Origin of the sequence: Frankia sp. EI5c, from assembly GCF_001636565.1 — a bacterium.
Lineage (GTDB): Bacteria > Actinomycetota > Actinomycetes > Frankiales > Frankiaceae > Parafrankia.
The window spans coordinates 1-21,376 of sequence record NZ_LRTK01000032.1 but is presented as its reverse complement, the minus strand read 5'-3'; the positions used below and the strand labels follow the sequence as shown (position 1 = coordinate 21,376).

Here is a 21,376-nt window from a genome sequence, read left to right as displayed (position 1 = left end):
CCGTCGCACNAGCCGAAGACCTCCCACCCGATCACCTCCGTGAACAGGTCCCGCCCATGATCCGCGGCANCGAGAGCGACCAGGTCGAGCGCCAGCTCCAGCACCGCGCAACGGGTCTGCGGATGCTCGTCACCGAACTGCCGGCGCGCACCGGTCAGCACACGTTCGTGGAGCTCACGGGCCTGGGCTGGTTGACCGAGGCCGCGCAGCGCGACACCGAGCGCCACCGCGCTCCACCGGGTGTCCACGTGATCGAGGCCGTACCTCCGGCCGCGGCCGGCATGCGCCAGCGCCAGCAGCTCACGCGCCTCGGGGAACTCGCCGCACCGGGTCAGCACCACACCGAGCCCGTGCGCCGACCGCAGGGTGTCCGGATCCTCCGCGCCGAACCGGGCCCGCTGGCACTCCAGCGTGTCGCGAAACAGCTGGATGGATTCGGCGAAGTCGCCCAGCTCTCCGTCAACGCGAGCGAGGTGCCACGAGCTGCGGAGCGTGTCGCGATGATCCGCGCCGAGCGTCTCCGCCCGGTGAAGGTGAACCTGCCCCAGCAGCGTGCGTGCGGCCACGAGGTCGTCGGCACCGTCGACGAGGAACGCCGCTTCGAGCTCTGCCGCGGCAAGCGTGTCGGCGTGGTCCGGCCCGAGCCCGCCGGACCACCGCCGGCGCGCGCGGCGGACCAGCTCCCGACCGCTGTCGTACCCGCCGCCGGCGTGCAGGTGGCGGACCACCCGCAGCGTCAGCGCGCGGAATTCCGGGATCTCCGCCGCGGCGGACGGCCCGGGAAGCCGGTCGATCCAGGCCGCGAGCGCGGATATGTGCGGTTCCAGCGATACGAGCACGCCGCCCGCGTGCCCCTGCCCGCCGAGAGCATGACCATCTCCGGTGCCGCCGTGACCGGAGGCAGTGGCCGCGTGGCCGGCCGCGACAAGCAGCTGCTGGGCAGCGAGAAGGGCAACCGCCTGCCGCCCGTCCGCCAGACCGGCCCGTAGCCGCACCTGGACCAGCGGATGCACGCGGACCTCGGTGCCACCATGGTCCACCAGCCCGAGCTGAACCAGCCCCGGTGCGGCGGCAAGAGTCCCGGCCGGCAACGGCGCGGCGGCGAGAACGGCCAGCCCGTCCAGCGCGGCCGCCGCGGCCGGAGCGCTCTCCGCCAACCATGCACGGCCCGTCTCGATGACCGCTGACAGACACCGGTGGTGCTCGGCGGCCGGGTGCTCGGTCCGCCGCGAATGTTCTTCGAGGCGGCAGAGGTAGGCCGCGGCCGACTCGCCCGTGGCGGCCAGCAGGCGGCCTGCCTGCGTGAGGGCCAGCGGCAGACCCCCGACGGCCGCGGCCAGCGCGTCCGCCTCGGCGCGTGTGAGCCGGCTGTCGTGGAGCTGGAGCAGGCGGACGGCGTCGGCCCGCCCGAGCTCGCCGACCTCCGACAGGGCAGGCGCGTGCCTGGCCAGCTCCGGACCGTCACCAATCATGATCACGCTGCCCGTGTCGGGTGGTGCGGCGGCACCCAGACCCGTGCGCGGGTCGACGTCATCGAAGATCAGCAGCCAGTCGGGGCGCTCGGCGAGCACGATCCAGAGCCTTCGCAGCGCCGCTGTTCGACCGCCCGCCGCGGACGGCTCCAGCCTGGCCGCGAGCTGCAGGAGACCAGCCTCGGCTCGGGCCGGAGTAGCGGCATCCACCCACCACACCAGCCCGTAGGAGCCGCGGTGGCGATGGGCGTACTCGACAGCCAGCCGCGACCGGCCGATTCCACCGGCCCCACCGGCGGGGATCAGGCCGACCCGCCGGCCGCCGCTCCCGTGGTCGTGGTCGTGGTCGTAGCCGCCGGGCGCGGCCGACCGGGCCCGCCCGGGACCGCACAGTTCGCGGTGCATACGCGAAAGCAGCTCCGCCCGCCCCACGAAAAACGGATCCCGGGGCCGGACATTCCACACCGGCGGCCGGCAGCCGGGGAAAGAAGCTCTCACCATCGGCTGACCTGCCACGACGGGCGCACAGGAACTCCTCGGATCCGATCAGTCCACAAGGCCCGCCGCGCCGCCGTGGACAGTGCCCACTGTGCGGCGACCGAGGCCGTTTCCTGACTCAACACGCCGACGGAAACAGGTCGTTCCCCGCCACGCCCCGAACAGGACGAATGTCGGTCTTCCCCGAGCCACGTTTCCCGGTCCGGATACCCCGGGATGCCCGCACTCGAAATGACCAGGAGATCTCGACGATTCGGGCCGCGCGGGCCGGGTCGTCCACCTGGAGCAGGCCGCTCGGCGGTGATCTGCTGGGGTCGAGGTGACAGCCATGTCTGATCAGGTGGGATGTCCCGTGCGGTCGGGTGGGCCGCGTGTCCCGCTGGTCAGCGGGACGGTATCGGCGCCGGGTCGCCAGTCGTCCGCCTTCTCCTCGGAGCCGCCGACGCCGGAGGGCTCCGCACGGCACCGGTGCCGGTGTGTGCGGCCGGAGCGGACCGGCGGGGCCGCGGCCGGCGGCAACAGCCCGGCCGCAGGGCTGCTACCAGGGCCTTCAGACGTCCGAGATGCCCCGGAACTCGGTCACCCGCACCGTCCGCCGGGTCCGGCGCCTGTCCGGTGTCCGCGACTACAGGGCTCTGTGTGTCCTTTGTCATCCGAGGGTTTCGACCCTTCCGCGACGCTGGTTGTCAAGGCTCTGCGGGCAGGACACGGAAAGCCCTATAGGCGCGAGAACGCGACCCTCGCGCCCGCGTCCGAAACCCTGGCATCCGCGCCCCGGAATGCCAGTCATCACTGTCAGATCGCNGACGGCAACCGCACCGAAAACGGCCCGGCACCCGGGAATCACGCCACAACGGCCGGAAGTGCACGCCCCCGGCAGTGCGTCGGCGGCGGGGCTCAGCTCCCGCTTCCCGCGCTTTCCAGGCGGATCAGGATTGATTTCGAGGTCGGCGTGTTGCTGCGCTTCGCCGTGCTGTCCAACGGCACCAGGACGTTGGTCTCCGGAAAGTAGGCGGCGGCACAGCCGCGGGCCGTCGGGTAGGCGACGACCCGGAAATCGGGGGCGCGGCGTTCGAGACCGTCACCCCAGGCTCCGACGACATCCACGCGCGCCCCGTCGGCGATGTCGAGCTCCGCGAGATCCTCGGGACTGACGAGCACCACCCGGCGGCCGCGGCGGATCCCGCGGTAGCGGTCGTCGAGCCCGTAGATGGTGGTGTTGTACTGGTCGTGTGACCGGATGGTCTGCAACAGCAGATGGCCGGGCGGGATCGGCACGGTCTCGAAGGTGTTCACGGAGAAGGCGGCCCGGCCGGTCGGCGTCGGGAAGGTACGGCTGTCGCGGGGCGGATGCGGTAGCTGGAAGCCGCCGGGCTCGTCGAGGCGGGTCTCGTAGTCGGTGAACCCGGGAACCACGTTGGCTATGTGCGCGCGGATAAGGCGGTAGTCATCGGCCAGCGCCGCCCAGTCCACAGTGGGTCGATCAGCGGCCGCGGACGCCCCCGCACCCAGCGTGGCCGCCGCCAGGCCGGCGACGATCGCCACCTCGGAGCGGAGGTCCGGCCCGGCCGGAGCCAACCGACCGCGGGAGGCGTGGACAGCACCCATCGAGTCCTCGACGCTGACCCGCTGCGGGCCGGTCGCCCGCAGGTCGAGCTCCGTGCGGCCCAGCGTCGGCAGGATCAGTGCCCGCTCGCCGGTCACCGCGTGCGACCGGTTGAGCGCGGTCGAGACCTGCACGGTGAGCCGACAGCGACGGATCGCCGCCTCGGTGACGGCGGAGTCGGGGGTGGCTGCCACGAAGTTCCCGCCCATGGCGACGAAGACCTTCACCTGACCGTCCCGCATCGCCCGGATGGTGTCGACGACGTCCAGGCCGTGGTGGTGCGGCGGGGTGAAGGCGAACTCGGCACCGAGCGCGTCCAGGAACGATTGGGGCATGCGTTCCCAGATGCCCATGGTCCGGTCGCCCTGCACGTTGGAATGGCCGCGAACAGGGCAGACGCCCGCGCCCGGCCGGCCGATGTTGCCGCGCAGGAGCAGGAAGTTCACGACCTCCCGGATCGTCGCGACGGCGTCCGGGTGCTGGGTGAGACCCATCGCCCAGCACACGATCACGCGGTCGGCCCGCAGCACGCGCCCGGTCAGCTCGTCGATCTCGGCGGGGCGCAGGCCGGTGGCGGCCGCGACGTCGGCGGGGTCGAGACGGGTGCGCAGGTGCGCGGCGAACTCCTCGAAGCCGGTGGTGTGCTCCTCGATGAAGGCGCGGTCGAGGACGGTGCCGGGACGGGCCTCCTCGGCGGCGAGCAGGCGGGCCGACAGCGCCTGGAAGAGCGCCATGTCCCCACCCAGCCGAATCTGCAGGAACTGGTCGGCGAGAACGGTGCCCCGGCCCAGCACACCCCGGGCGTTCTGGGGGTTGCGGAAACGCATCAGCGCCGCCTCCGGCAGCGGATTCACCGCGACGACGCTGCCGGAGGCAGCCTTGCACCGCTCCAGTGAGGTCAGCATTCTCGGGTGGTTGGTACCCGGGTTCTGGCCCACCACGAGAACCAGGTCCGCGGTTTCCAGATCCGCCAGCGTGACCGAACCCTTGCCCACCCCGATCGTTTCGATCAGGGCGGTGCCGGAGGACTCGTGGCACATGTTCGAGCAGTCNGGGAGGTTGTTCGTCCCGAACGCCCGCGCGAAAAGCTGGTAGAGGAACGCGGCTTCGTTGCTGGTTCGCCCCGAGGTGTAGAAGGCGGCCTCGTCCGGGCTTTCCAGGGCGTTCAGCTCGGCGGCTGTGATCGCGAAGGCGTCGTCCCAGCTGACCGGCACGTAGTGGTCGCGGGAGGCGTCCTTGTACATCGGCTGCACCAGCCTGCCCTGCTCGCCGAGCCAGTGCCCGGAGCGGGTGGCGAGGTCCGGCAGGCTGTGCGCGGCGAAGAACTCCGCCGTGACCTGGGCCCGGGTTGCCTCCTGGGCGACGGCCTTGGCGCCGTTCTCGCAGAACTCCGTACGCGAACGGTCCGCGGGGCGAGGATCGGGCCAGGCACATCCCGGGCAGTCAAATCCGTCGTCCTGATTGAGCAGGCGAAGTGTCTGGACGGAACGGCGGACGCCNATCAGTTTGTGACAGCTCGCCAGCGCGTGCGCCACTCCGGGGATACCCGCGGCGGAGGTGGCGGGGCTACCGATGGTGAGACCGGTGTCCTCATCCGCCGGCGACACCTGACCGGTCAATGGCCGCTGGGAAGGACGGGTACCCATCACCCTCCGCTCACTGTCGGCACGCTGGCCAGCTCTGATGCCGGCCGCCATTGTCCGCCACCCTACGGGCCTCACCAACGGGCTGCATGTCCCCATAAATGCTCGTATCGTCCGCAAAGTCACCTGAAGGCCATTCCGCTGGCGGGTGGCACTGGGAGGGACCACCCGTCTGGGGCCGGCGGCCCAAGCCCCGCGAACCCGGGGCACCGCAACCGGTCCGCCGCTGGAGAAAGGTCGACCATGAGAAGGACGCGGACCCCACTGCCCGGACTAGCCGCACTGACCGCCGTGTTAGGACTCACGCTGGCGCTCGCCGCCTGTGGAGGCGATGCCGCCGGCAACGACGGACCCGGCGGCACGCCGGCCCCGGAGCCCGGGGTCGAGGTGACGGTCACCGGGCCCCGCAACGGGGTCGAGTCCAGACCCGCCGCCGAGATCATCTCGACCGCGGCGGAGGCGCTGCGCGCGGCCACCACCGTCCGGTACGTCGGGCGCGGCAGCGACAGCGGCCGAGCCCCGGCAATCGACCTTCGGCTGGGGGCCGACGGCACCGTCCTGGGCGTCCTCGACGGGGACGGGCAGCGCGTCGAGGTGCTGCGCATCGCCAACATCGCCTACGTGCGCGGCCCCAACGCCACCGCGTCCTACCCCGGTGCCCGGGCCGACCAGTGGATCAACACGGGTACGGTCGGCACCTCCGACAGCCTGTCGCTCAGCAGCGCCGTCGACGAGATCCTGAACATGAAGGAGCGGATCGACGCCGGCGAGAAAGCGACGGTCGACNGGGCTGTCGCGCTGGGGACGCCCGCGGTGCGCGTCACCATGGAATCCGCCACGTTGTATGTCTCGAATATCGGTCCGGCCGTGCCGCTGCGCCAGATCACCGGCCAGGACGACGACCGGCTTGACGTCACGTTCACGGAATACGGAAAGCCCATCGTCGCCACGGTTCCCACCGACACGTTCATGCCGCAGACCACCGCGACCTCCTGAACCGCACCGGCGCCCGGCATCCGCTCCCCGCCACTCGGCCCACCACGGCCGGTCGGTCGACCGCCCGCCGCCCGCCGCCGACCACTGTGACGCGACCGATCGCGGCCCAAATCGTCCGAAGAATCCCGACGGGGATCGGTGCGGGTAACCGTTGCGGGCGGTGTGGGTCACACCTCCGCGCCCGAACACTGTGAAAAGGCCATCACCGGCGAGGGACCAATTCGCCGGTGGCTGAACCATATCCTGGGGCCGGGCAGCCGCGTCCGCCACAAATTCGCGTGGAAGCAGCAGCGCACGCGGGCGAACGCGGGCCGCGGGCGAGCGCGCGGGACGGACGCGCGCGCCGGAGAGCAGCGATCGGAGAACGCGCATGGCGCACGGTCAGACGGCACCCACCGCCGTCCAGGCCTCATCCACCCGGCTCACACCCGGGCGGCCCGGCCCCCGCGTTCCGCACACCGGCCGGCCCCGCACCGACGAGATCACCCGTCACCCCGGTTCCGGCGGCGGCGGACGGCACGCCGCCGACCGCCGCGGCGCCCCGGCGCCGGTCCGCGAGGCCGGGGAAGCCGCGGATGCCCGGGCACCCGAAACCGCCCTGCTGTGGCCCGGCACAACGGGTTCGGTGCGGGGAACACCCGCCCGCCGCCCGGGCTCGGTCCGGCGGACGATCTCGGTGATGATGGAACGCCCAGCCGGACTGACCGGCCCACTGCACCTCAGCGGCATCGGCCGCGACCTGTTGACCACCCGTGACGGCGGCGCGGTCGTGCTCGGCGAGGCCCGGCTGCGCATCGTCCTCGACTACATGGCGGCCCCCGGCACCGTGCTCGAGATCGAGTCCGAGCCGGCCGTGCCGGCCCTGCCGGGGCTGGTCGGCGTCTCGACCCGCGCGGGCTTCCGCTCCGCCGCCCGGCGCGCGCTCCTCGGCGACAGCGCCGGTGCCGGCGCCGGCACCGGTCAGGTCGGTGCCGGCAGCGCGGGGGCCGAGACGGCACGCTCGCTGCTGGGTCAGCTCCTGGACGACGTCCCCGTGGCGGTTCTGGTGTCGGGGGCCGCCCTCGGCCGTAACGGAATCTTCCGCACGGAGTCCACCCCGAACGCCGGGGCGGAGTCCGGCGGGAACCCCATGCTCGACGTGTGCGCCGGCTGGCAGCAGGACGGGCTGCTCGCGCGGCTGTCCGCGGAACGCCGCGCGAATCCGGCCACCCCGGTCCAGGCGATCAGCGTCCCGGCCGGTGACCTCGGCCTGGAAGATGATCCGCAGGGGTGGCATCCGCTGCCGGCGATGTCGGAGCACGCCATGCGGCGCCTTCGCCGGATCGACGTCATCCCGGTCGGCACCGAAGGGGATCCCGCCGCCGCACCCGCCGCTACCGCGCCGGGTGCCGCGCCGGCCGGCGCCGGGGTCCGGGTGGACGCGCTGTTCCGGGACACCTACCTGGAGGGACCCGGGCGCGAGGTCGTCGTGCACGAGTACGGGGTCGAAGCGGACGTCGACGGAGCCGGGCTGATCACCCGCTCGGCGGCGCGGGCGGGGGTGCTACCCGGCCGGGAGTGCCCCGAGGCCCTGGGCAGCGCCGGGCGCATCGTCGGCCTGCCGGCCGCGGGCCTGCGCCGCGAGGTCAGCCGCACCTTCGCCGGGACGTCCACCTGCACCCACCTGAACGACACCCTTCGCGCGCTCGGCGACCTGCCCGATCTGATCGCGTGCCTCGGGCACCGCGGCGACGACTGAGCCCGCGCCGCCCGGGCGCCCAGCATCGGGAAGGAGCACTGTCACGATGTCCTTGGACGTGCCGAGACCCTGGCAAAGGTCCCGGACGGGCAGGTCCGTACCGGCTGACCTCCCCGCGGGGCGCCCGGCAGACGCCTTCGCCCGGGTACTTTCTTGATCATGACTGGAGTTCGCGTCTTCCTCCTGGATGATCACGAGATCGTCCGCCGGGGCATCCGCGAGATGCTGGAGGATTCCGGGGACATCGAGGTCGTCGGCGAGGCGTCGACCGCGGCCGCGGCACTGCGACGCATCCCAGCGGCCCGTCCCGACGTCGCCGTTCTCGACGCCCGCCTGCCGGACGGCAACGGGATCGAGGTGTGCCGGGAGATCCGTTCCACGCACCCGAACATGGGCTGCCTCATCCTCACCTCCTACGACGACGACGACGCGCTGTTCGCCGCGATCATGGCGGGCGCCGCGGGGTATCTGCTGAAGCAGATCAGAGGCAACGACCTCGTCGGAGCGATCCGCACCATCGCGGCCGGCAGGTCGCTGCTGGACCCGGCGGTGACCCAGAAGGTGCTGGCCCGGCTGCGGGACGAACCCGCCGAGGACGAGCAGCTCGCCGCCCTGGGCGCCCGGGAGCGGCAGATTCTCCGGCTGATCGCCGAAGGCATGACCAACCGCCAGATCGCGGCCTGCGTCCACCTGTCGGAGAAGACGGTGAAGAACTACGTGTCGGCGATTCTCGGCAAGCTCGGCCTCACCAGCCGAACCCAGGCCGCGGTCTTCGCCGCCCGGCTCAAGGCCTGACCCAGCCCTCACCACGACATGCGATCAACCGGGCACCACACGTAGCCTCGCCGGTGTGCCGACCGGGGAGACTGCCATGCGAACCTGCGACACCTGCGGAAACGACTACTGGATGGCCTTCGAGATCCGGGTCGTCAGCGGTGAGACATACAACTTCGACTCGTTCGAGTGCGCCGTGCAGAAACTCGCGCCACGCTGCGAGCACTGCGACTGCCGGGTGATCGGCCATGGCGTGGAGGTGTCCGGGCGCTTCTTCTGCTGCGCGCACTGCGCCCGCCAGAGCGGTGGCATCGGGCGCGAGATCCGGGACGCGGTCGGCGCCCACCCCAACTGACCGGCAGGGTCCTTACCGGCAGAGTCCTTACCGGCAGGGTCCGTCGACCGGAGAACACCCGCCGCCCCGCCCCGCCACGAACGCGACGCACGGGACGGCNGGCCGGGCGCGCGGAGCGCCGGTCAGCCAGCCCGGTCAGCCGGACCACTCTTGATCGCCTCGACGAGTGCCCCGATCTTGTCGCTGGGCAGGTTCCGCGCCAGGTCCGCCTCACTGATCATGCCGACGAGCCGCTTGTTGTCGACTACCGGCATCCGCATGACCTGGTGCGACATCATCTCGTCGAGGACCACGTCGAGGTCGGCGTCAGCCCGTACGTAGAAGGGCTTTCCCTGACCGAGTTCACCCGCGCAGACCCTGGCCGGGTCCTTCCCCTCCGCCAGACAGTGGATGACGATGTCGCGGTCGGTGATGATGCCGCCGAGCCGGTCGTCGACACCGCAGATCGGCAACGCACCGACTCCGAGGTCACGCATCATGCGGGCGGCGCTGGTCAGCGGCTCGTCCGCGCCGATGCACTGCGCGTCCCCATGCATGATGTCCCGGGCCGTCGTCATGGTGTTCCCCCTGTCGTCGTCCTGCCTGCTGGTCGCCGGTCGGCGGCCCACGCCGCCGCACCGACCCGCAGTTACATACCCACCGTGATTGTCCGCACACGGTCAGGCGGTGATACCCGCGGCGAGTCGGCCGTTGCGCACGACACCGTCGAACGAGGCACCGGCCTCGCGGCAGTCGAGCTCGATGAGGTCGGCCCAGGTGCCGGCCGCGACCTGGGCCCCCGCGGCCCGCGCCGCCGAAGGCCAGCGCGCCTCCGCGACCACGCTGTCGCCGTTCTCCAGCGCCTCCCGCGCCCGGCGAAGGATCTCGGCGTACACGGACTCGTCCGACCCGAACTCGCGCGGCGCCGCCCCGGCCGGCTGGCGCTCGCGGTCGACCGCGAGCTCCGCGCGGATCACGTCGGACGCCAGCAGCACCCAGCCGTCCACATCGGTGGCGAGCCGCTCGGCCACGGCCGAGCGGAGGGTTCCCGGCGCCCCGCCGACCAGCACGAGCCGCACCCTGGCCCGGCGCAGGTGCTCCAGCGCGATCCTGGTCAGCCGCCGGGCCTCCGCGGCGGCCGGCTCATCACCCAGATGGGCGCGCACGCCCGACTCGCCGGCGCGGGCGACCGCCCGGTACGCCAGGTAGAAGTGCGCCAGCGACGGCGGATGGCTCTCCCCCGAGAACTCCGCGCACCAGTGGAAGAACCGGTCCGCCAGGGCCGGGACCCCGCGCAGCTCGAGGTCCACCGCCAGCGTCGCCGCGTCCGACAGGACGTCCGCGACGCGCCGGCCGCCGTCGGCGGACAGCCGGTCCAGGATCCGCGGGCCCTCCGGCAGGCAGAAGACGTGCTCGGCGACCAGGTTTCCGTGCCNGTCCCGGATGCGTCCGCGGGCGGCCCGCGCGTCGATCAGCGTTCCGCGGCCGCGCAGATAGCGCTGGCCGAGCTCGGCGATCTGCTCGATCTCGTCCGCGTTCAGCATGGAGCCGCTCAGCGGTGTGAGCCCGTCCACCGCCGTCAGCCACGCCGCCTCGAGGTCCGGCAGGCTGCTGTGGCCGCCGCCGCGGGCCGGGACCGCACACTGTTCGTGGAAGGTGACGAGCGCCCGCGCGACCTCCCGCAGGGGTCCGTCCACCGGCTCGCCCCGCGCGATCAGCTCGGAGAGCCGGCGGTCGGCCGGCAGGCGGCGCATTACGATCATGTGTTCCACCGGCTGGCCGGCGTCATCGCTCACGTCGGCGACACCNAGGTACACGCCGGGCGCGAACGGCTGGTTGCGGACGACCTCCGCGCGGCAGGCCGCCTCGCGGGCCGCCCGGCGGCGCAGATCTGTCGGCCCGGACACCATCCGCTTCGGCATCTTGTAGACGCGGTCGGCGAGGAAGAACAAGGTCGAGTGCGTGGTCTCGACCGTGGACATGGCCAGTAGCCCCGAGCCGGCCTCCCCGGAGACGGGGTCGAACTCCAGCACCTGGCTTTCCTGACCGGACGTTCGCGAACTGCTCACCTGACGCTCCCTCGGCTCGGACGGACGGGCACTCCCCTGAGAGGTGTGCCCGTCCCGAAACCGGCTGGGTCAGCGAGGGAGCGGATCAGCGACGGTGCGGATCAGTGGCGGTGCGGATCAGTGGCGGTGCGGATCAGTGGCGGTGCGGATCAGTGGCGGTGCGCCGGGATGAGGTGGGAGGCGCGCCGCGTCATCACCGCGCGGACCCCGCAGGGGTCGCTGCCGGTCGGCGCGCACGGCTCGCACTCGGTCTCCACCGTCGCGTGCTCCACCCCGTGCCGCTCCGCCAGCACGGCCTTGACCCGGTCGGCGACCTCCCGGGCCTCCTCCAGCGTCGGATGACCGGCCACCTCGATGTGGGCGCTCGCGGCGAGGACCCGGTCCGACAGGCTCCAGACGTGCATGTCGTGCACGCCGGTGACCCCGTCCACCGCCAGCACGTCGCTGTGCACCGCTGACATGTCCAGGCCGGCCGGAGCGGCCTCCAGCAGCACCCGGGAGGACTCCGCCAGCAGGCGCAGCGCCTGCGCGCCGATCAGACCGGCGACGGTGAGCGAGAGCGCCGGGTCGAGCCAGTACCAGCCATCGGCGAGCCAGATGACGAGGCCGGCCGCGGCCACGGCGATGGAGACCAGCGCGTCCGAGGCCAGGTGGATGACAGCTGCCCTGGTGTTGAGGTCACCGTGGCGCTCGTACACGAAGAGCGCGCTGACGCCGTTCCCGAGGGATGCCGCGAGCGCGACCGTGAGCACCGCCAGCCCGTCGATCGGCTCCGGATGGGCCAGCCGCCCGGCCGCCTGCACGCACACCAGCGTCGTCACCACGAGGACACTCGCCGCGTTCGCCTGGGCGGCGAGCACCGGCCAGCGCAGCCCCCCGAAGGTGCGGCTCGCGGACGGCTCCTGCCGAGCCAGCCTGATTGCGACCATGGCGAACGCGACTCCCGCCGCGTCGGCGAGGTTGTGCGCGGCGTCGGCGAGCAGGGCGACCGAACCCACCATCAGACCCGCGGTGGCCTGGCCCAGGACGATCGCGATGTTGAGGGCTGTCGCCGCGGCCATCCTCCGGTACTGGGAGGCAGGGCTGCGCGGCGCGGGACCGCCACCGCCCCGGGCGGCCCCGGAGCGCGCCGGACCGTGCAGGCCATCCGCGGTGTGCGCGTGCGCGCCATGCGCACGCGCGCCATGCGCGTGGGGGCGCTGGGCCTGCCGCGGAACGTGGCTGGGGGCGGGGGTGATGCCCTGGGTGTGGGTGTGGGGATGCTCGTGGCCGGGTTTCCGCGCACGCCGGCCGGCCGAGAAGGTCACCGGTCCGGCCGATCGGTGCGGTCGCCACCGCTCGCGGCGGGCCCGGCGGGCAGCGCGCCGGAGGCCACGAGCTCGCCGCCCCGGGCGTGGTCGTCGCCGTGGGCATGCTCGTCGCCGTGGGCATGATCCGGATCGACGGCGAGGACAACGCTCAGCAGGTCGTCCAACGCGTGCGCGAGCGCGCCGTCGGCCAGTTCATAACGCAGGCGGCGGCCTTCCGAAACGGCCACCACCAGGCCACAACCACGCAGGCAGGCCAGATGGTTGGACAGGTTCGTCCGGCTCACCATGAGGATCTCGGCGAGTTCGGTCGGGTAGGCGGGACCCTTGCGCAGCACCAGCAGGAGACGCGCCCTGGTGGGGTCGGACAGCGCGTGCCCGAATCTCGCCAGGACCTCTCCATGCGCCACAAGCTTCACCATGTACTGAACAGTACAGCGGACGCTGACATCAGGCGACCGTGAACCTGCTCCCACCGCCACCGGACCCGGCCGGCGACGGTGGGTGACCGAGGGCGCTCAGCCGTCGATGAGCCCCTCGATGAACAGCAGTACCCGGGCCGGCACCCAGCGCCGCCCCGGCCCGGCCAGCACCGTGTGCCCACCAGGAACCACCGCGAGGTCCGTCCGCCCGGCCGTCCGGGTGGTCATCCGCACCAGCGGCAGCGGGCTGATCCGGTCATCCCTGCCGTGTACGAGCAGAATCGGGATGTCGGGCAGCACGCGCGGGGGCGGGTCGGCGACGGGGATGCCCGCCACGGGGACGTGCAGCACTGGGAGCCCGAGCAGCACCAGCCCGTCCGGGCGCACGGCGGGCGAGCCGGCCATGGCCAGGGCGGCCAGGGCCCCCGAGTCGGAGCCGAGGATGACGAAGGGCACCCCGGGACGGCGGATCTCGCCGACGGAACGTGCCACGTTGCCGCCGCCCGGGACGACGGTGGCGCCATAGCCGTCCAGCGCCAGCCGCCCGGCGAGCCACTCATAGGGTTCCGGGCTCTCGCCGCGACCAACCAGCATCGCGACCACAGCCCGGACCGCTTCACCAGGAGGGCGATCCTCCGGGCCTGTGTCGTGTTCGGCGGACCTGGGGTCGATCGTTGCGGTCAGGGGGGTCATGAGGCCGTGTTCTCCTTGTCTGGCGCGCCATTGCGCCGTCAGGCCCACGGCGGGGCAGGACGCTCACCATCCGGCGAGCGTAGATCCATTCCGGCCAGGCACACTATCCCCCGGCCGGCACCCCCGGCCGGCACCCCCACCGCCCGATCCGTGTCCGGCGGACGACACCCGTCCCGCACCGGCACAGCCCACGGCTCCGCCGGCTCGGACCAGCCTCCGTGACCAGCTTCCGTGACTAGCTCTCGTGAATCTGCTGGGCGAGGTAGTTCGTCGCGCCGACCTGCTCGATCAGGGTGAGCTGGGCGTCGAGCCAGTCGATGTGCTCCTCCTCGGAAACCAGGATCTTCTCCAGCAGAACCGCGGAGCCGACGTCGTTCTTCGACCGGCAGAGCGCGATTCCGCCGCGGAGCAGCTCGACGGCCTCGTCCTCCTGCGAGCGGTCGGTCGCGAGCTGCTCGGGCACCGTCTCGCCGATCCGCAGTGTGTGCAGCCGCTGCAGGTTGGGCAGGCCGTCAAGGTAGAGGATGCGCTCAATCAGCTCGTCCGCGTGTCGCATCTCGTCGATGGACTCGTGGTAGTAGTAGTCCGAAATTCGGCGATAGCCCCAGTTCCGCTGTATCCGCGAATGCAGAAAATACTGGTTGATGGCTGTCAGTTCGTTGGTCAGTACCCTGTTCAACAGGTCGATGATGTCCTTGTCGCCACGCACCGTCGCCATCTCCCTCACTCGTCTCCCACGCGTCAGCAAGCCGCGGCCCACCCAGCATGCCTGTTGCGGCAGCCATCGCCCACGGCACCCCCCTGGCACGGCCTGTCATCCGTCCATGCAGGTCCTACCCGGAAGCGCCGGGACAGAGCGGGCGGCCGACTCGTCGCCGGCGGCTCGCTCCCGCCCGGCCGGAGCCGGACGCCGCGCATCTTGAATTGCCCAGGAAACAGGAAATCACATAGCTGGGCGAAACGCACAACGGTGGGGGGAAGCGAAGGTCACATCGATGCCTGTTTAGGCTAGCCTGTCCTCAGTAAGGGAAGGCTTCACTGACTCCTGCCGGGCGCCCGACGGGCCGCCCGGGATTGCGGCACGGATCGGACGGAAACGGCACGACACGGCCCGGTGAAGCCCGCCGTTTCCACCCGCCGGGACCTCCGCGCATGCGGGTTGGCGGGTTACCTGCAGCCATGGGGGGCGTTTCCCGGGACCCACGGCGATACACGGGGCACATGGCGCGGGCAACCGACAGCTAAAAGACAGCGGAACGTAGTGTCCGTGCGACGCTCAGGCTGGAAGCGGTTCCTCGGAACCCGGTCAAAGTACCTGGAGTTGCCTCGATGCGACGTGGCACGGACGCGGGCGCCGCCCTGTTCGTCTGCTGCGCGCTGGCCAACGCGCTGGGGGTGGCGGGGATGGCGCGCGTCTTCCGCTACCCGGGCGTGCTCAACGAGCCGGCCGGGGCGGCCCTCACGGCCCTGGGCTCGCGGATCGGCACCCTGGCCCTCCTCACGTCCCTCACCGCCGTCGCCGCCTTCCTCCTCGTGCCGCTGACGACCGCGGTGATCCGGGCAGGGTACGGAGACCCGGCGCCCGCCCGCCGCGGCGCCCGGTGGCTGCTGCTGTGCCTGGCCATGGCGGCAGGCCTGTCGATGATGTTCGAGTGGTCGCTGTGGCTGGTGGCGGTGCCACTGCTCGCTCACCCGGTGGAGGTTCCGGGGCGGATCACCCCCGACGTACTCACGTTCGACTCCTTGCGGGTCACCGCCGGGCTGCTGAGCGGTGAGATCATCGGGCCGCTGCTGCTCGCCGGCTGGACGGCGCTCGTCGCCACCCGCTTCGTCGGCGCCGTCCTCGACAGCTGGTGGCCGTTCGGCCCGCTGCGACCGGTGGGGCGCGGGATGTCCCCGCGCGGCGGCTCCTTCGGCCGTCTCATCGCGACCGCCCGGGTGTGGACGGACTGGCTTCGCCTGCGCGGCCTGCTGTGGGCCCGGCCGGCCCTGGTCGGCGGGGGCCTCCTGTGCTCGGCGCTGCTGGTCGCCGGCGCCGCGTCCACGGCCGGCCTGGTCAGTCTGCCGCCGGTGCCGGTCCTCGCCCGGTTGGTGTGGAGCCTGTGGATGGCCGCGGTGGGCACGGCGGTGTGGGTCCGCGTGGCCCCGCGCCACGACCGACCCGGCTACGGTCCGCGCCGCCGCCCGATCGCGCTGGCGCCCTCGCCGCCGGCCACCGGCCCGCGGACCGGGGGGCACCCGGCCGCCTTCGAACGCATTCCGTACCGGTTCGCGGCCTACGACGCCGCCGTCCGACGAGACCAGTCCCTGCCCCGGCCGGGCCAGGCCGGTAGTGGTCCCCACATTTCGGATGACGCCGTCACGGTCGCCGGTGACGAGGTCATCGTGCAGGTGGCGGCCTGGGCCCCCGTCCCCAGAGCCGAGGACGCCGATGCGCAACCCGGCAACCCGGCCGGAGATCGGCCCGGCGCCCCGCCGATGGGCACCGCGGGGGCCGACGGGGCGGAGGATCCCGACCCGCCGACCGAGATCGTCAGCTCCCAGGACTCGTCCACCGGCAACCCCGAGCCGCGGGACCTCCCGGAACGTCCGGACGAAGACTGAAAGCCGGCGAGGGTCAGGCCGGGGGCATCAGGGCGGTGGCTGCCGGGTGTGCGGGCGGCGCGGAGCGCCCGCGGCACGGGGGGCGCGCGGGGGGCGCACGGGGGTCCGGCGGCCCGCCTCATGCACCGTCCAGCCAGACCGGTCCGAGCCGGTGACCGACCAGGACGACGCCGCGGGGCCCGGGTGCGCGACAAAGGCCGCGACGTCACGCATGGCCAGGTCGAGCAGCGCGCCGCGGCCACCGGCGCGGCACAACGCGACCGCGAGGGCGCCGTAGAGCCCGGTCAGCGGGTCGGCGATCGCGTCGCCGCAGAAGACCGGGACACCGCCGCCACGGACCGCCCCAGACCAGGCGACCAGGCCACCGGCGACCGCCGCGTCGTCCCCGAAGGCCACCGGCCCGGCGCCCGGGCCGGCGGCGGCGGCCTGGCGGCCGTAGCCGGTGATGCTCAGCCAGACCCTCCCGGGCCGGGCCGCCACCCATCGGTCCGCGTCCAGGCCGAGCTGGGCCAGCGCGCGCGGCCGGGAGCCCTCGATCACCACCTCGGCCCGCTCGACGAGGCGGTGCAGCGCGGCACGCCCGGCGGGATCGGTGAAATCGAGCCGGCAACCGTCATGCCCCGCGTGCAGCCAGTGGAAGAAGTCCGGGTCACCCCGGCGTGCCCCGTCCGGGCGGTGGGTGCTTTCGACCTTCAGCACGCGCATGCCCATCCGCCCCAGCAGGTGCGCCGCCAGCGGTCCGGCCCACAGGGAGGACAGGTCGACCACGAGCGGGACCCTCCCGCCGGGGGCGGGCGGCTCGGAAGGCGGGCGGCTGGACGCCTGCGGGCAGGACACCGGCAGGCCGGGTTCCGCCGGGGTGCCGCCGGAGATCCGGACCGGCGCCGGGGGCGCGGCGGGCGGGGCCGCGGGTAGCGCGGCCAACGGCAGGCCCAGCAACCACGCGAGCTCGACGAGGTCACGGCCGCGCCGCCCCGGCAGCGCGATGGTCAGCGCGGCCCAGGCCTCAGCCAGCGGGTCACTCCCGGTCCGCCCGGCCGGGCCAGCGGCTCCCCCCGGCCCCCGCTCCAGTGGGGCCGTTGCCAGGATGTCCGCGGGCATGGCGCCGAGCAGGGCGGGAACGGCGTCCACGTCGTCCTCGCGGGGGAGGTTGACCGCCACCCAGCCGTCCGCGGTTCGCAGCAGCCGGCAGCTGCCGTTCGCCGAGACAGTGCCACCGCGGCGCAGGCCCAGCAGGGCGGCGCGCCCGCCCAGCAGCTCGGCGACATCCACCGCGACGGGCGTGCCCAGCCGCGTCGACACGGCGAGCAGCAGCCGGCCCGCGGCGCGGGCCCGCCCGAGTACCGGGGCCGCCGGAACGACCGGCGGCTGGCCCGGCTGGCCCGTGAGCCACATGAGCCCGGACTCCGCCCAGTCCAGTGCGCTTCCGGCCCACGCCGCCGCGCCGGAACCATCCCGTGCCGCCGCGCCGGACCCGTGCTCGCCGTCACGGTCGGGGTCGCACTCCGCGGGCAGCGGCAGGCCCGCCGCACGCAGGACACGCGCGAGCTCGTCCTTGAAGGACCCGGTCACCCGGTGACCCACCCGATTCGGGGGTCATCCGCTCGGGGGTGCTCCGCGGCCCAGCGGGTGCGGCGGCTGTCAGCCACTCGGTTCGGCGCCACGAGCCGGGACCTCGCCGCACTGGACCACCACGAAACCACCCCGCCCGCGGTACTCGATCTGGGCGAGCTCACCGGATGTCCGCCCGAACAGGTTGCCGACCCGGAAGGTCGAGACAACCCTGGTGCGCACGCCGGCCGTCCAGGCCACCGCCGCGTCCCGGTCGACGCAGACCGGCTCGTCCGTCGACAGCACCAGGGGGCTGCCCAGACACAGCACCCCGACGCCACCCGTCCCGGAGACCTCCGTGTTGAAGACGCCACCCGCGATCATCGCGCCGACCCCGCCCGACGTGGTCGTGATCTTGTAGCGGACGCCGGACTCGAGCGCGAGCAGACTGCGGCCGTTGACCGTGAGGCGGTCGTCGTCCAGATGGAAGATCGAGATGTGGCTGCCCGACTCGGCGAACCAGACCGTGCCGCGGCCCTTGACCCGCATCAGGTCCTGGCCCTCGCCGGTCACCGCCCGGCGCAGGTAGCCACCCACGCCCTGACCCTTGTAGGCGAAGTCGACCTGGCCGCGATAGGCGACCATCGAGCCCTGCTTCGCGTACATCTCACCGCCGTCGAGACGGACCCGCAGCATCCGGTCACCCGCCTCGAGCGCGAACGGTGGCCCGCCGTCGTCCCCTGCCGCATGGCGCCCAAGTGGTTGATTCACGGACACCATTGAACGCCGGGCATCGACCGCAGTCGACGCACTCCGCGGGTGCGCCGGCCGTTCAACGCGGTGGGTCTCGGTGGGTCAGTGGGTCAGTGGGTCAGTGGGTCGCGGTGGCGCGGGCAGGCATTCAGGCCNGGCGGTGCACACTCACCGCGTATCCGTCGACGGCGAGGCTCGCGTCGGCGTCCCAGGTGGCGAAGCGGCGGTCGAGGACCAGCCCGGCGGCGGCGCACCACGAGTCGTACTCGGGGAGCCCGAAAGGCGCGGCGGGAAGCGGCAGGTGCCCCGCGTCGAGACCGAAGCCCGCGACCAGCAGGCCGCCCGACCGCAGGCGGCCCGCGAGCGCCCGCAGCACACCCGCCTCGGTGCCCTCGGCCAGCAGCGGGATGACGTTCCCGGCCGCGACGACCAGGTCGAACAGCCCGTCACGGGCCCCGAACCCACCCGGCTCGCCCGCCTCCGCCGGCCTCGCCGTGGACATCGGCTCCGCGCGCGGCCCGCTCGGCTCTATCGGAGCGGACGGCACCGGCAGGAGCCGGCGGGATCCTGCGGCCTGGACCACGGCCCGCCGGACCGAGCCGTCAGCGCCCCGCCCGGGGCCGGGGCCGGCTCAGCCGGCGGCCGCCTTCGCACCGTGCCAGGACGGCCTGCGGTCGGTCAGCCAGCCGTCGATCACGTTCCTCAGCGAGGCGGGCTGCAGATCCAGGCTGCGCAGACCGGCGAGGGCGACCGTGGTCAGGTCCACGTCGATCTCCAGGCTGCCGAGCTGGAAGCCCCAGGGCAGATCAGCCGCGAAGAGGACGTTGATCTCCTGGTAACGGACGCCCTTCTCGACGTAGACATGTTCGGCGCAGCCGATGAACTCCAGGTCGTGCACATCGATACCGGCCTGCTCACGGGTCTCCCGCCGCAGGGCGGCCTCGACGGACTCACCCGGCGCGACGTTTCCGCCAGGCAGGTAGAACCACGACTGGCCGCGACGGCTGGCGAGCAGAACGCGGTCCCCGGTGATGAACAGCACCCGGGCGCTGATCTCGACGGGGGCGAAGGAAACCATGAACGCTCCAAACGAGTGGGAGGTCGGCGGGAGACGAACCAGCGGCCAGCTACGCGGGCGGGCACTTACGCAGGCGCCGATGCGGGCAGGCGGCGCAACGCACGGCTGCCCGCGCCGCCAGATCAGGCCGGACGGGGCAGTGCGGACGGCGCGAACTCCGCCGGGTCGAGCCCCAGGGTGTGCACCGCGTCGAGGACCGCCGCCTTCTCGCTGAGGACGAACTCCCCGTCCACCCGGCCGATGACCTCACCCAGGTGGATCACGGCCGCGGCCTCGGTGGGACGGTTCCGGACCTTCGCGATCTCGGCGAGCGCGGCCGCGCGGCCGGCCGGCGGATCCTCGACCAGCCGCTGGAGATGCGCGTCGAAGAGCGCCTCCAGCTCGTCGGCCGGGAAATGGGACATCACGGGGTCACTGGCGACGAACGCGCGCAGCCCGTCGCGCTCGGCCGGGTCGACCCGCCCGTCGGCGGCGGTCACCAGGGCGCACATCGCCACGGCGGCGTCGCGGAAGGCGTTGCCGCGCAGCTCCTCACGCCTGGCGGCCAGCTGCGCCTTCAGCGAGGCGACGGAGAGACGGCGACCGAGGCGCCCGACCTCACCCGCGCCGGGGGTGAGGCCCCGCCACAGCGGCCACTCGTCCATCACCCATCGCCGGACGGCCGCCGCGACCGGAAGCGGGCGCAGCCGGGTGGTCACCAACAGGTCGCGGTCGACCGGGACGAGCTCGTGCCCCTCCCAGGTGGACGGGAGCGGGACTCCGCCGGGCCAGTCCGCGGCGAACAGGATGGTCAGGGTGTGCGCGTCCCGCGGCTGCGAGGCGTTGCCCAGTTCGTCGCCCGCGTGCTCGGCCGCGCCGATGAACCTCCACCCGCCCGGGCCAGACCGGGCGGGGCCGATCAACTCGGCGAGGCCACCCAGATTCCGGGCCAGCGCGTGCTCGGTGTTCTCCCCCGGTTGGACCGGTCCCCCGGGTAGCACGTGCCAGGCGTCACCTGGCAGGTGGGCGAGCAGCACGTTGTTGCCGACACGGACCAGCAGGCGTGCCTCAAGCCGGATCAAGGCAGGCGGGGACATCGCGGATTACCTCCCGACGGGGCCGAGGACGAGGAGTCGCGGTGCCCGCAGTGGGACACCCCGCGCGGTACATCATCCCCCAGACGGGGGAGGCCCGGGCACTGCCCGGTCCGACCCGCGCCAACGCGGACGTGGTCTGGACCGGGGCGCCTGCCTGGCCAGGGGGCTTTGTGGAACACGATCGGGCGTTCGGAGCAGTAGTCCGGGGGGCTGACCCGCGCCCCGGGCGGCCGTCGGAGGCTGATCGCGCCTCGGGTGACAGCCGGGTACCAGGCCGAGCCTCGGGTGACGGTCGGGTGTCGAGCCGCACCTCGGGTGACAGCCCGGCATCAAGCCGGCCTCGGGTAACACAGCTGTCTGATCAGACGGGACACCCCGGCCGTCGGGCCGGCCGTGANGCCCGGCCGGCGGCGCCCCCGGGCCGGCACCGGGACCCCACCGTCCCGCCCGTTCGACGGTCCCGATCCCGCCCGCGGACACCCGGGCCGGCGACCACCCGCAGAAGTGCGACTGGCCGGGCCGCCGGCCGCCCGCAGACCTCGCCGCAACGGCGCTNCCAGGGCTTTCAGAGCACCCACAGGCCCCGCAACACCCGTCGCCCACCCCCGCGCCACGGNTCCGCGAGGATTCGCCGACAGCGACTGAAGNGCTTTGCGTGTCCTTCGCCCGCAGGGGTTGCGGCCCCTGCGCCACCGTGGTCGTCAAGACGTTTCGGCAGGAGACACAAGGAGCCCTTCAGGCGCGCGATCGGCACTCCCGCGC

At 73.1% G+C, this 21,376-nt stretch carries 15 protein-coding genes and 4 pseudogenes; 4 read left to right on the top strand and 15 right to left on the bottom strand.

The window, feature by feature from the left end:
• Window positions 1-70: 70 nt before the first annotated feature.
• From UG55_RS16750 to UG55_RS45470, 4 genes and pseudogenes are all read right to left on the bottom strand, one after another.
• Window positions 71-1,472, bottom strand: a 1,402-nt coding sequence (locus UG55_RS16750; protein ID WP_242424656.1) for a tetratricopeptide repeat protein, incomplete at its 3' end; no start/stop codon positions are given.
• Between the two features lie 1,395 nt (window positions 1,473-2,867).
• Window positions 2,868-4,628, bottom strand: a pseudogene (locus UG55_RS16745) (FdhF/YdeP family oxidoreductase); the annotation flags it as partial.
• Between the two features lies 1 nt (window position 4,629).
• Window positions 4,630-5,075, bottom strand: a pseudogene (locus tag UG55_RS38195) (molybdopterin-dependent oxidoreductase); the annotation flags it as partial.
• A 1-nt stretch (window position 5,076) separates the two neighbouring features.
• Window positions 5,077-5,222: hypothetical protein (locus tag UG55_RS45470; RefSeq protein ID WP_255360496.1), on the bottom strand; the 146-nt coding region annotated here is incomplete at its 3' end.
• A 1,363-nt stretch (window positions 5,223-6,585) separates the two neighbouring features.
• Here UG55_RS45470 and UG55_RS16735 point away from each other — a divergent pair.
• The 3 genes from UG55_RS16735 to UG55_RS16725 all read left to right on the top strand — a co-directional run bounded on the left by UG55_RS16735 (window position 6,586) and on the right by UG55_RS16725 (window position 9,082).
• Window positions 6,586-7,953, top strand: a complete 1,368-nt coding sequence (locus tag UG55_RS16735) for a DUF2889 domain-containing protein (protein WP_066069760.1) — start codon at window positions 6,586-6,588, stop codon at window positions 7,951-7,953.
• A gap of 159 nt (window positions 7,954-8,112) precedes the next feature.
• Window positions 8,113-8,748 carry a response regulator transcription factor gene (locus tag UG55_RS16730; RefSeq protein ID WP_066069757.1) on the top strand — a complete coding sequence of 212 codons (636 nt, stop codon included), beginning with the start codon at window positions 8,113-8,115 and terminating at the stop codon, window positions 8,746-8,748.
• Window positions 8,749-8,824: 76 nt separating this feature from the next.
• A complete protein-coding gene (locus UG55_RS16725; RefSeq protein ID WP_066069755.1) occupies window positions 8,825-9,082 on the top strand; it encodes a Prokaryotic metallothionein in 258 nt (85 codons plus the stop codon).
• Window positions 9,083-9,204: 122 nt separating this feature from the next.
• Here the strand turns inward: UG55_RS16725 and UG55_RS16720 are convergent, their stop codons facing one another.
• The 6 genes and pseudogenes from UG55_RS16720 to bfr all read right to left on the bottom strand — a co-directional run bounded on the left by UG55_RS16720 (window position 9,205) and on the right by bfr (window position 14,270).
• Entirely contained in the window at window positions 9,205-9,639 is a 435-nt protein-coding gene (locus UG55_RS16720) for a CBS domain-containing protein (RefSeq protein ID WP_066069752.1), read from the bottom strand.
• Between the two features lie 858 nt (window positions 9,640-10,497).
• Window positions 10,498-10,857 (bottom strand): annotated as a pseudogene (locus tag UG55_RS38190) (hypothetical protein); the annotation flags it as partial.
• 422 nt (window positions 10,858-11,279) lie between these two features.
• Complete coding sequence (locus UG55_RS16710; protein WP_242424646.1) at window positions 11,280-12,191, bottom strand: cation diffusion facilitator family transporter; 912 nt, start codon at window positions 12,189-12,191, stop codon at window positions 11,280-11,282.
• Between the two features lie 242 nt (window positions 12,192-12,433).
• On the bottom strand, window positions 12,434-12,859 hold the full coding sequence (locus tag UG55_RS16705; protein WP_066069746.1) for a helix-turn-helix transcriptional regulator: 426 nt from the start codon (window positions 12,857-12,859) through the stop codon (window positions 12,434-12,436).
• 96 nt (window positions 12,860-12,955) lie between these two features.
• Window positions 12,956-13,552, bottom strand: coding sequence for a haloperoxidase (locus UG55_RS16700; protein ID WP_066069743.1), 597 nt, complete (start codon window positions 13,550-13,552; stop codon window positions 12,956-12,958).
• 235 nt (window positions 13,553-13,787) lie between these two features.
• On the bottom strand, window positions 13,788-14,270 hold the full coding sequence (bfr, locus tag UG55_RS16695) for a bacterioferritin (RefSeq protein ID WP_066069740.1): 483 nt from the start codon (window positions 14,268-14,270) through the stop codon (window positions 13,788-13,790).
• Window positions 14,271-14,881: 611 nt separating this feature from the next.
• Here bfr and UG55_RS16690 point away from each other — a divergent pair.
• Entirely contained in the window at window positions 14,882-16,156 is a 1,275-nt protein-coding gene (locus UG55_RS16690; protein WP_066069737.1) for a hypothetical protein, read from the top strand.
• A gap of 27 nt (window positions 16,157-16,183) precedes the next feature.
• On the opposite strand, the gene UG55_RS16685 is transcribed toward UG55_RS16690, so the two are convergent.
• The 5 genes and pseudogenes from UG55_RS16685 to UG55_RS16665 form a co-directional block, all read right to left on the bottom strand.
• Window positions 16,184-17,728: a CoA transferase gene (locus UG55_RS16685; RefSeq protein ID WP_083986902.1), complete on the bottom strand. Its 1,545-nt coding sequence runs from the start codon at window positions 17,726-17,728 to the stop codon at window positions 16,184-16,186.
• A gap of 69 nt (window positions 17,729-17,797) precedes the next feature.
• Complete coding sequence (locus tag UG55_RS16680; RefSeq protein ID WP_066069733.1) at window positions 17,798-18,487, bottom strand: AIM24 family protein; 690 nt, start codon at window positions 18,485-18,487, stop codon at window positions 17,798-17,800.
• A 129-nt stretch (window positions 18,488-18,616) separates the two neighbouring features.
• A pseudogene (locus tag UG55_RS47400) lies at window positions 18,617-18,911 on the bottom strand (SAM-dependent methyltransferase); the annotation flags it as partial.
• A gap of 180 nt (window positions 18,912-19,091) precedes the next feature.
• Entirely contained in the window at window positions 19,092-19,538 is a 447-nt protein-coding gene (locus tag UG55_RS16670; protein ID WP_066069730.1) for an NUDIX domain-containing protein, read from the bottom strand.
• 122 nt (window positions 19,539-19,660) lie between these two features.
• Window positions 19,661-20,614, bottom strand: a complete 954-nt coding sequence (locus UG55_RS16665) for a TerB family tellurite resistance protein (protein WP_066069727.1) — start codon at window positions 20,612-20,614, stop codon at window positions 19,661-19,663.
• Between the last annotated feature and the right edge of the window lie 762 nt (window positions 20,615-21,376).

Coding starts and splice junctions, on each gene's coding strand:
- UG55_RS16735 (WP_066069760.1), top strand. CDS start 6,586: ATGGCGCACGGTCAGACGGCACCCACCGCCGTCCAGGCCTCATCCACC.
- UG55_RS16730 (WP_066069757.1), top strand. CDS start 8,113: ATGACTGGAGTTCGCGTCTTCCTCCTGGATGATCACGAGATCGTCCGC.
- UG55_RS16725 (WP_066069755.1), top strand. CDS start 8,825: ATGCGAACCTGCGACACCTGCGGAAACGACTACTGGATGGCCTTCGAG.
- UG55_RS16720 (WP_066069752.1), bottom strand. CDS start 9,639: ATGACGACGGCCCGGGACATCATGCATGGGGACGCGCAGTGCATCGGC.
- UG55_RS16710 (WP_242424646.1), bottom strand. CDS start 12,191: ATGGCCGCGGCGACAGCCCTCAACATCGCGATCGTCCTGGGCCAGGCC.
- UG55_RS16705 (WP_066069746.1), bottom strand. CDS start 12,859: ATGGTGAAGCTTGTGGCGCATGGAGAGGTCCTGGCGAGATTCGGGCAC.
- UG55_RS16700 (WP_066069743.1), bottom strand. CDS start 13,552: ATGACCCCCCTGACCGCAACGATCGACCCCAGGTCCGCCGAACACGAC.
- bfr (WP_066069740.1), bottom strand. CDS start 14,270: ATGGCGACGGTGCGTGGCGACAAGGACATCATCGACCTGTTGAACAGG.
- UG55_RS16690 (WP_066069737.1), top strand. CDS start 14,882: ATGCGACGTGGCACGGACGCGGGCGCCGCCCTGTTCGTCTGCTGCGCG.
- UG55_RS16680 (WP_066069733.1), bottom strand. CDS start 18,487: ATGGTGTCCGTGAATCAACCACTTGGGCGCCATGCGGCAGGGGACGAC.
- UG55_RS16670 (WP_066069730.1), bottom strand. CDS start 19,538: ATGGTTTCCTTCGCCCCCGTCGAGATCAGCGCCCGGGTGCTGTTCATC.
- UG55_RS16665 (WP_066069727.1), bottom strand. CDS start 20,614: ATGTCCCCGCCTGCCTTGATCCGGCTTGAGGCACGCCTGCTGGTCCGT.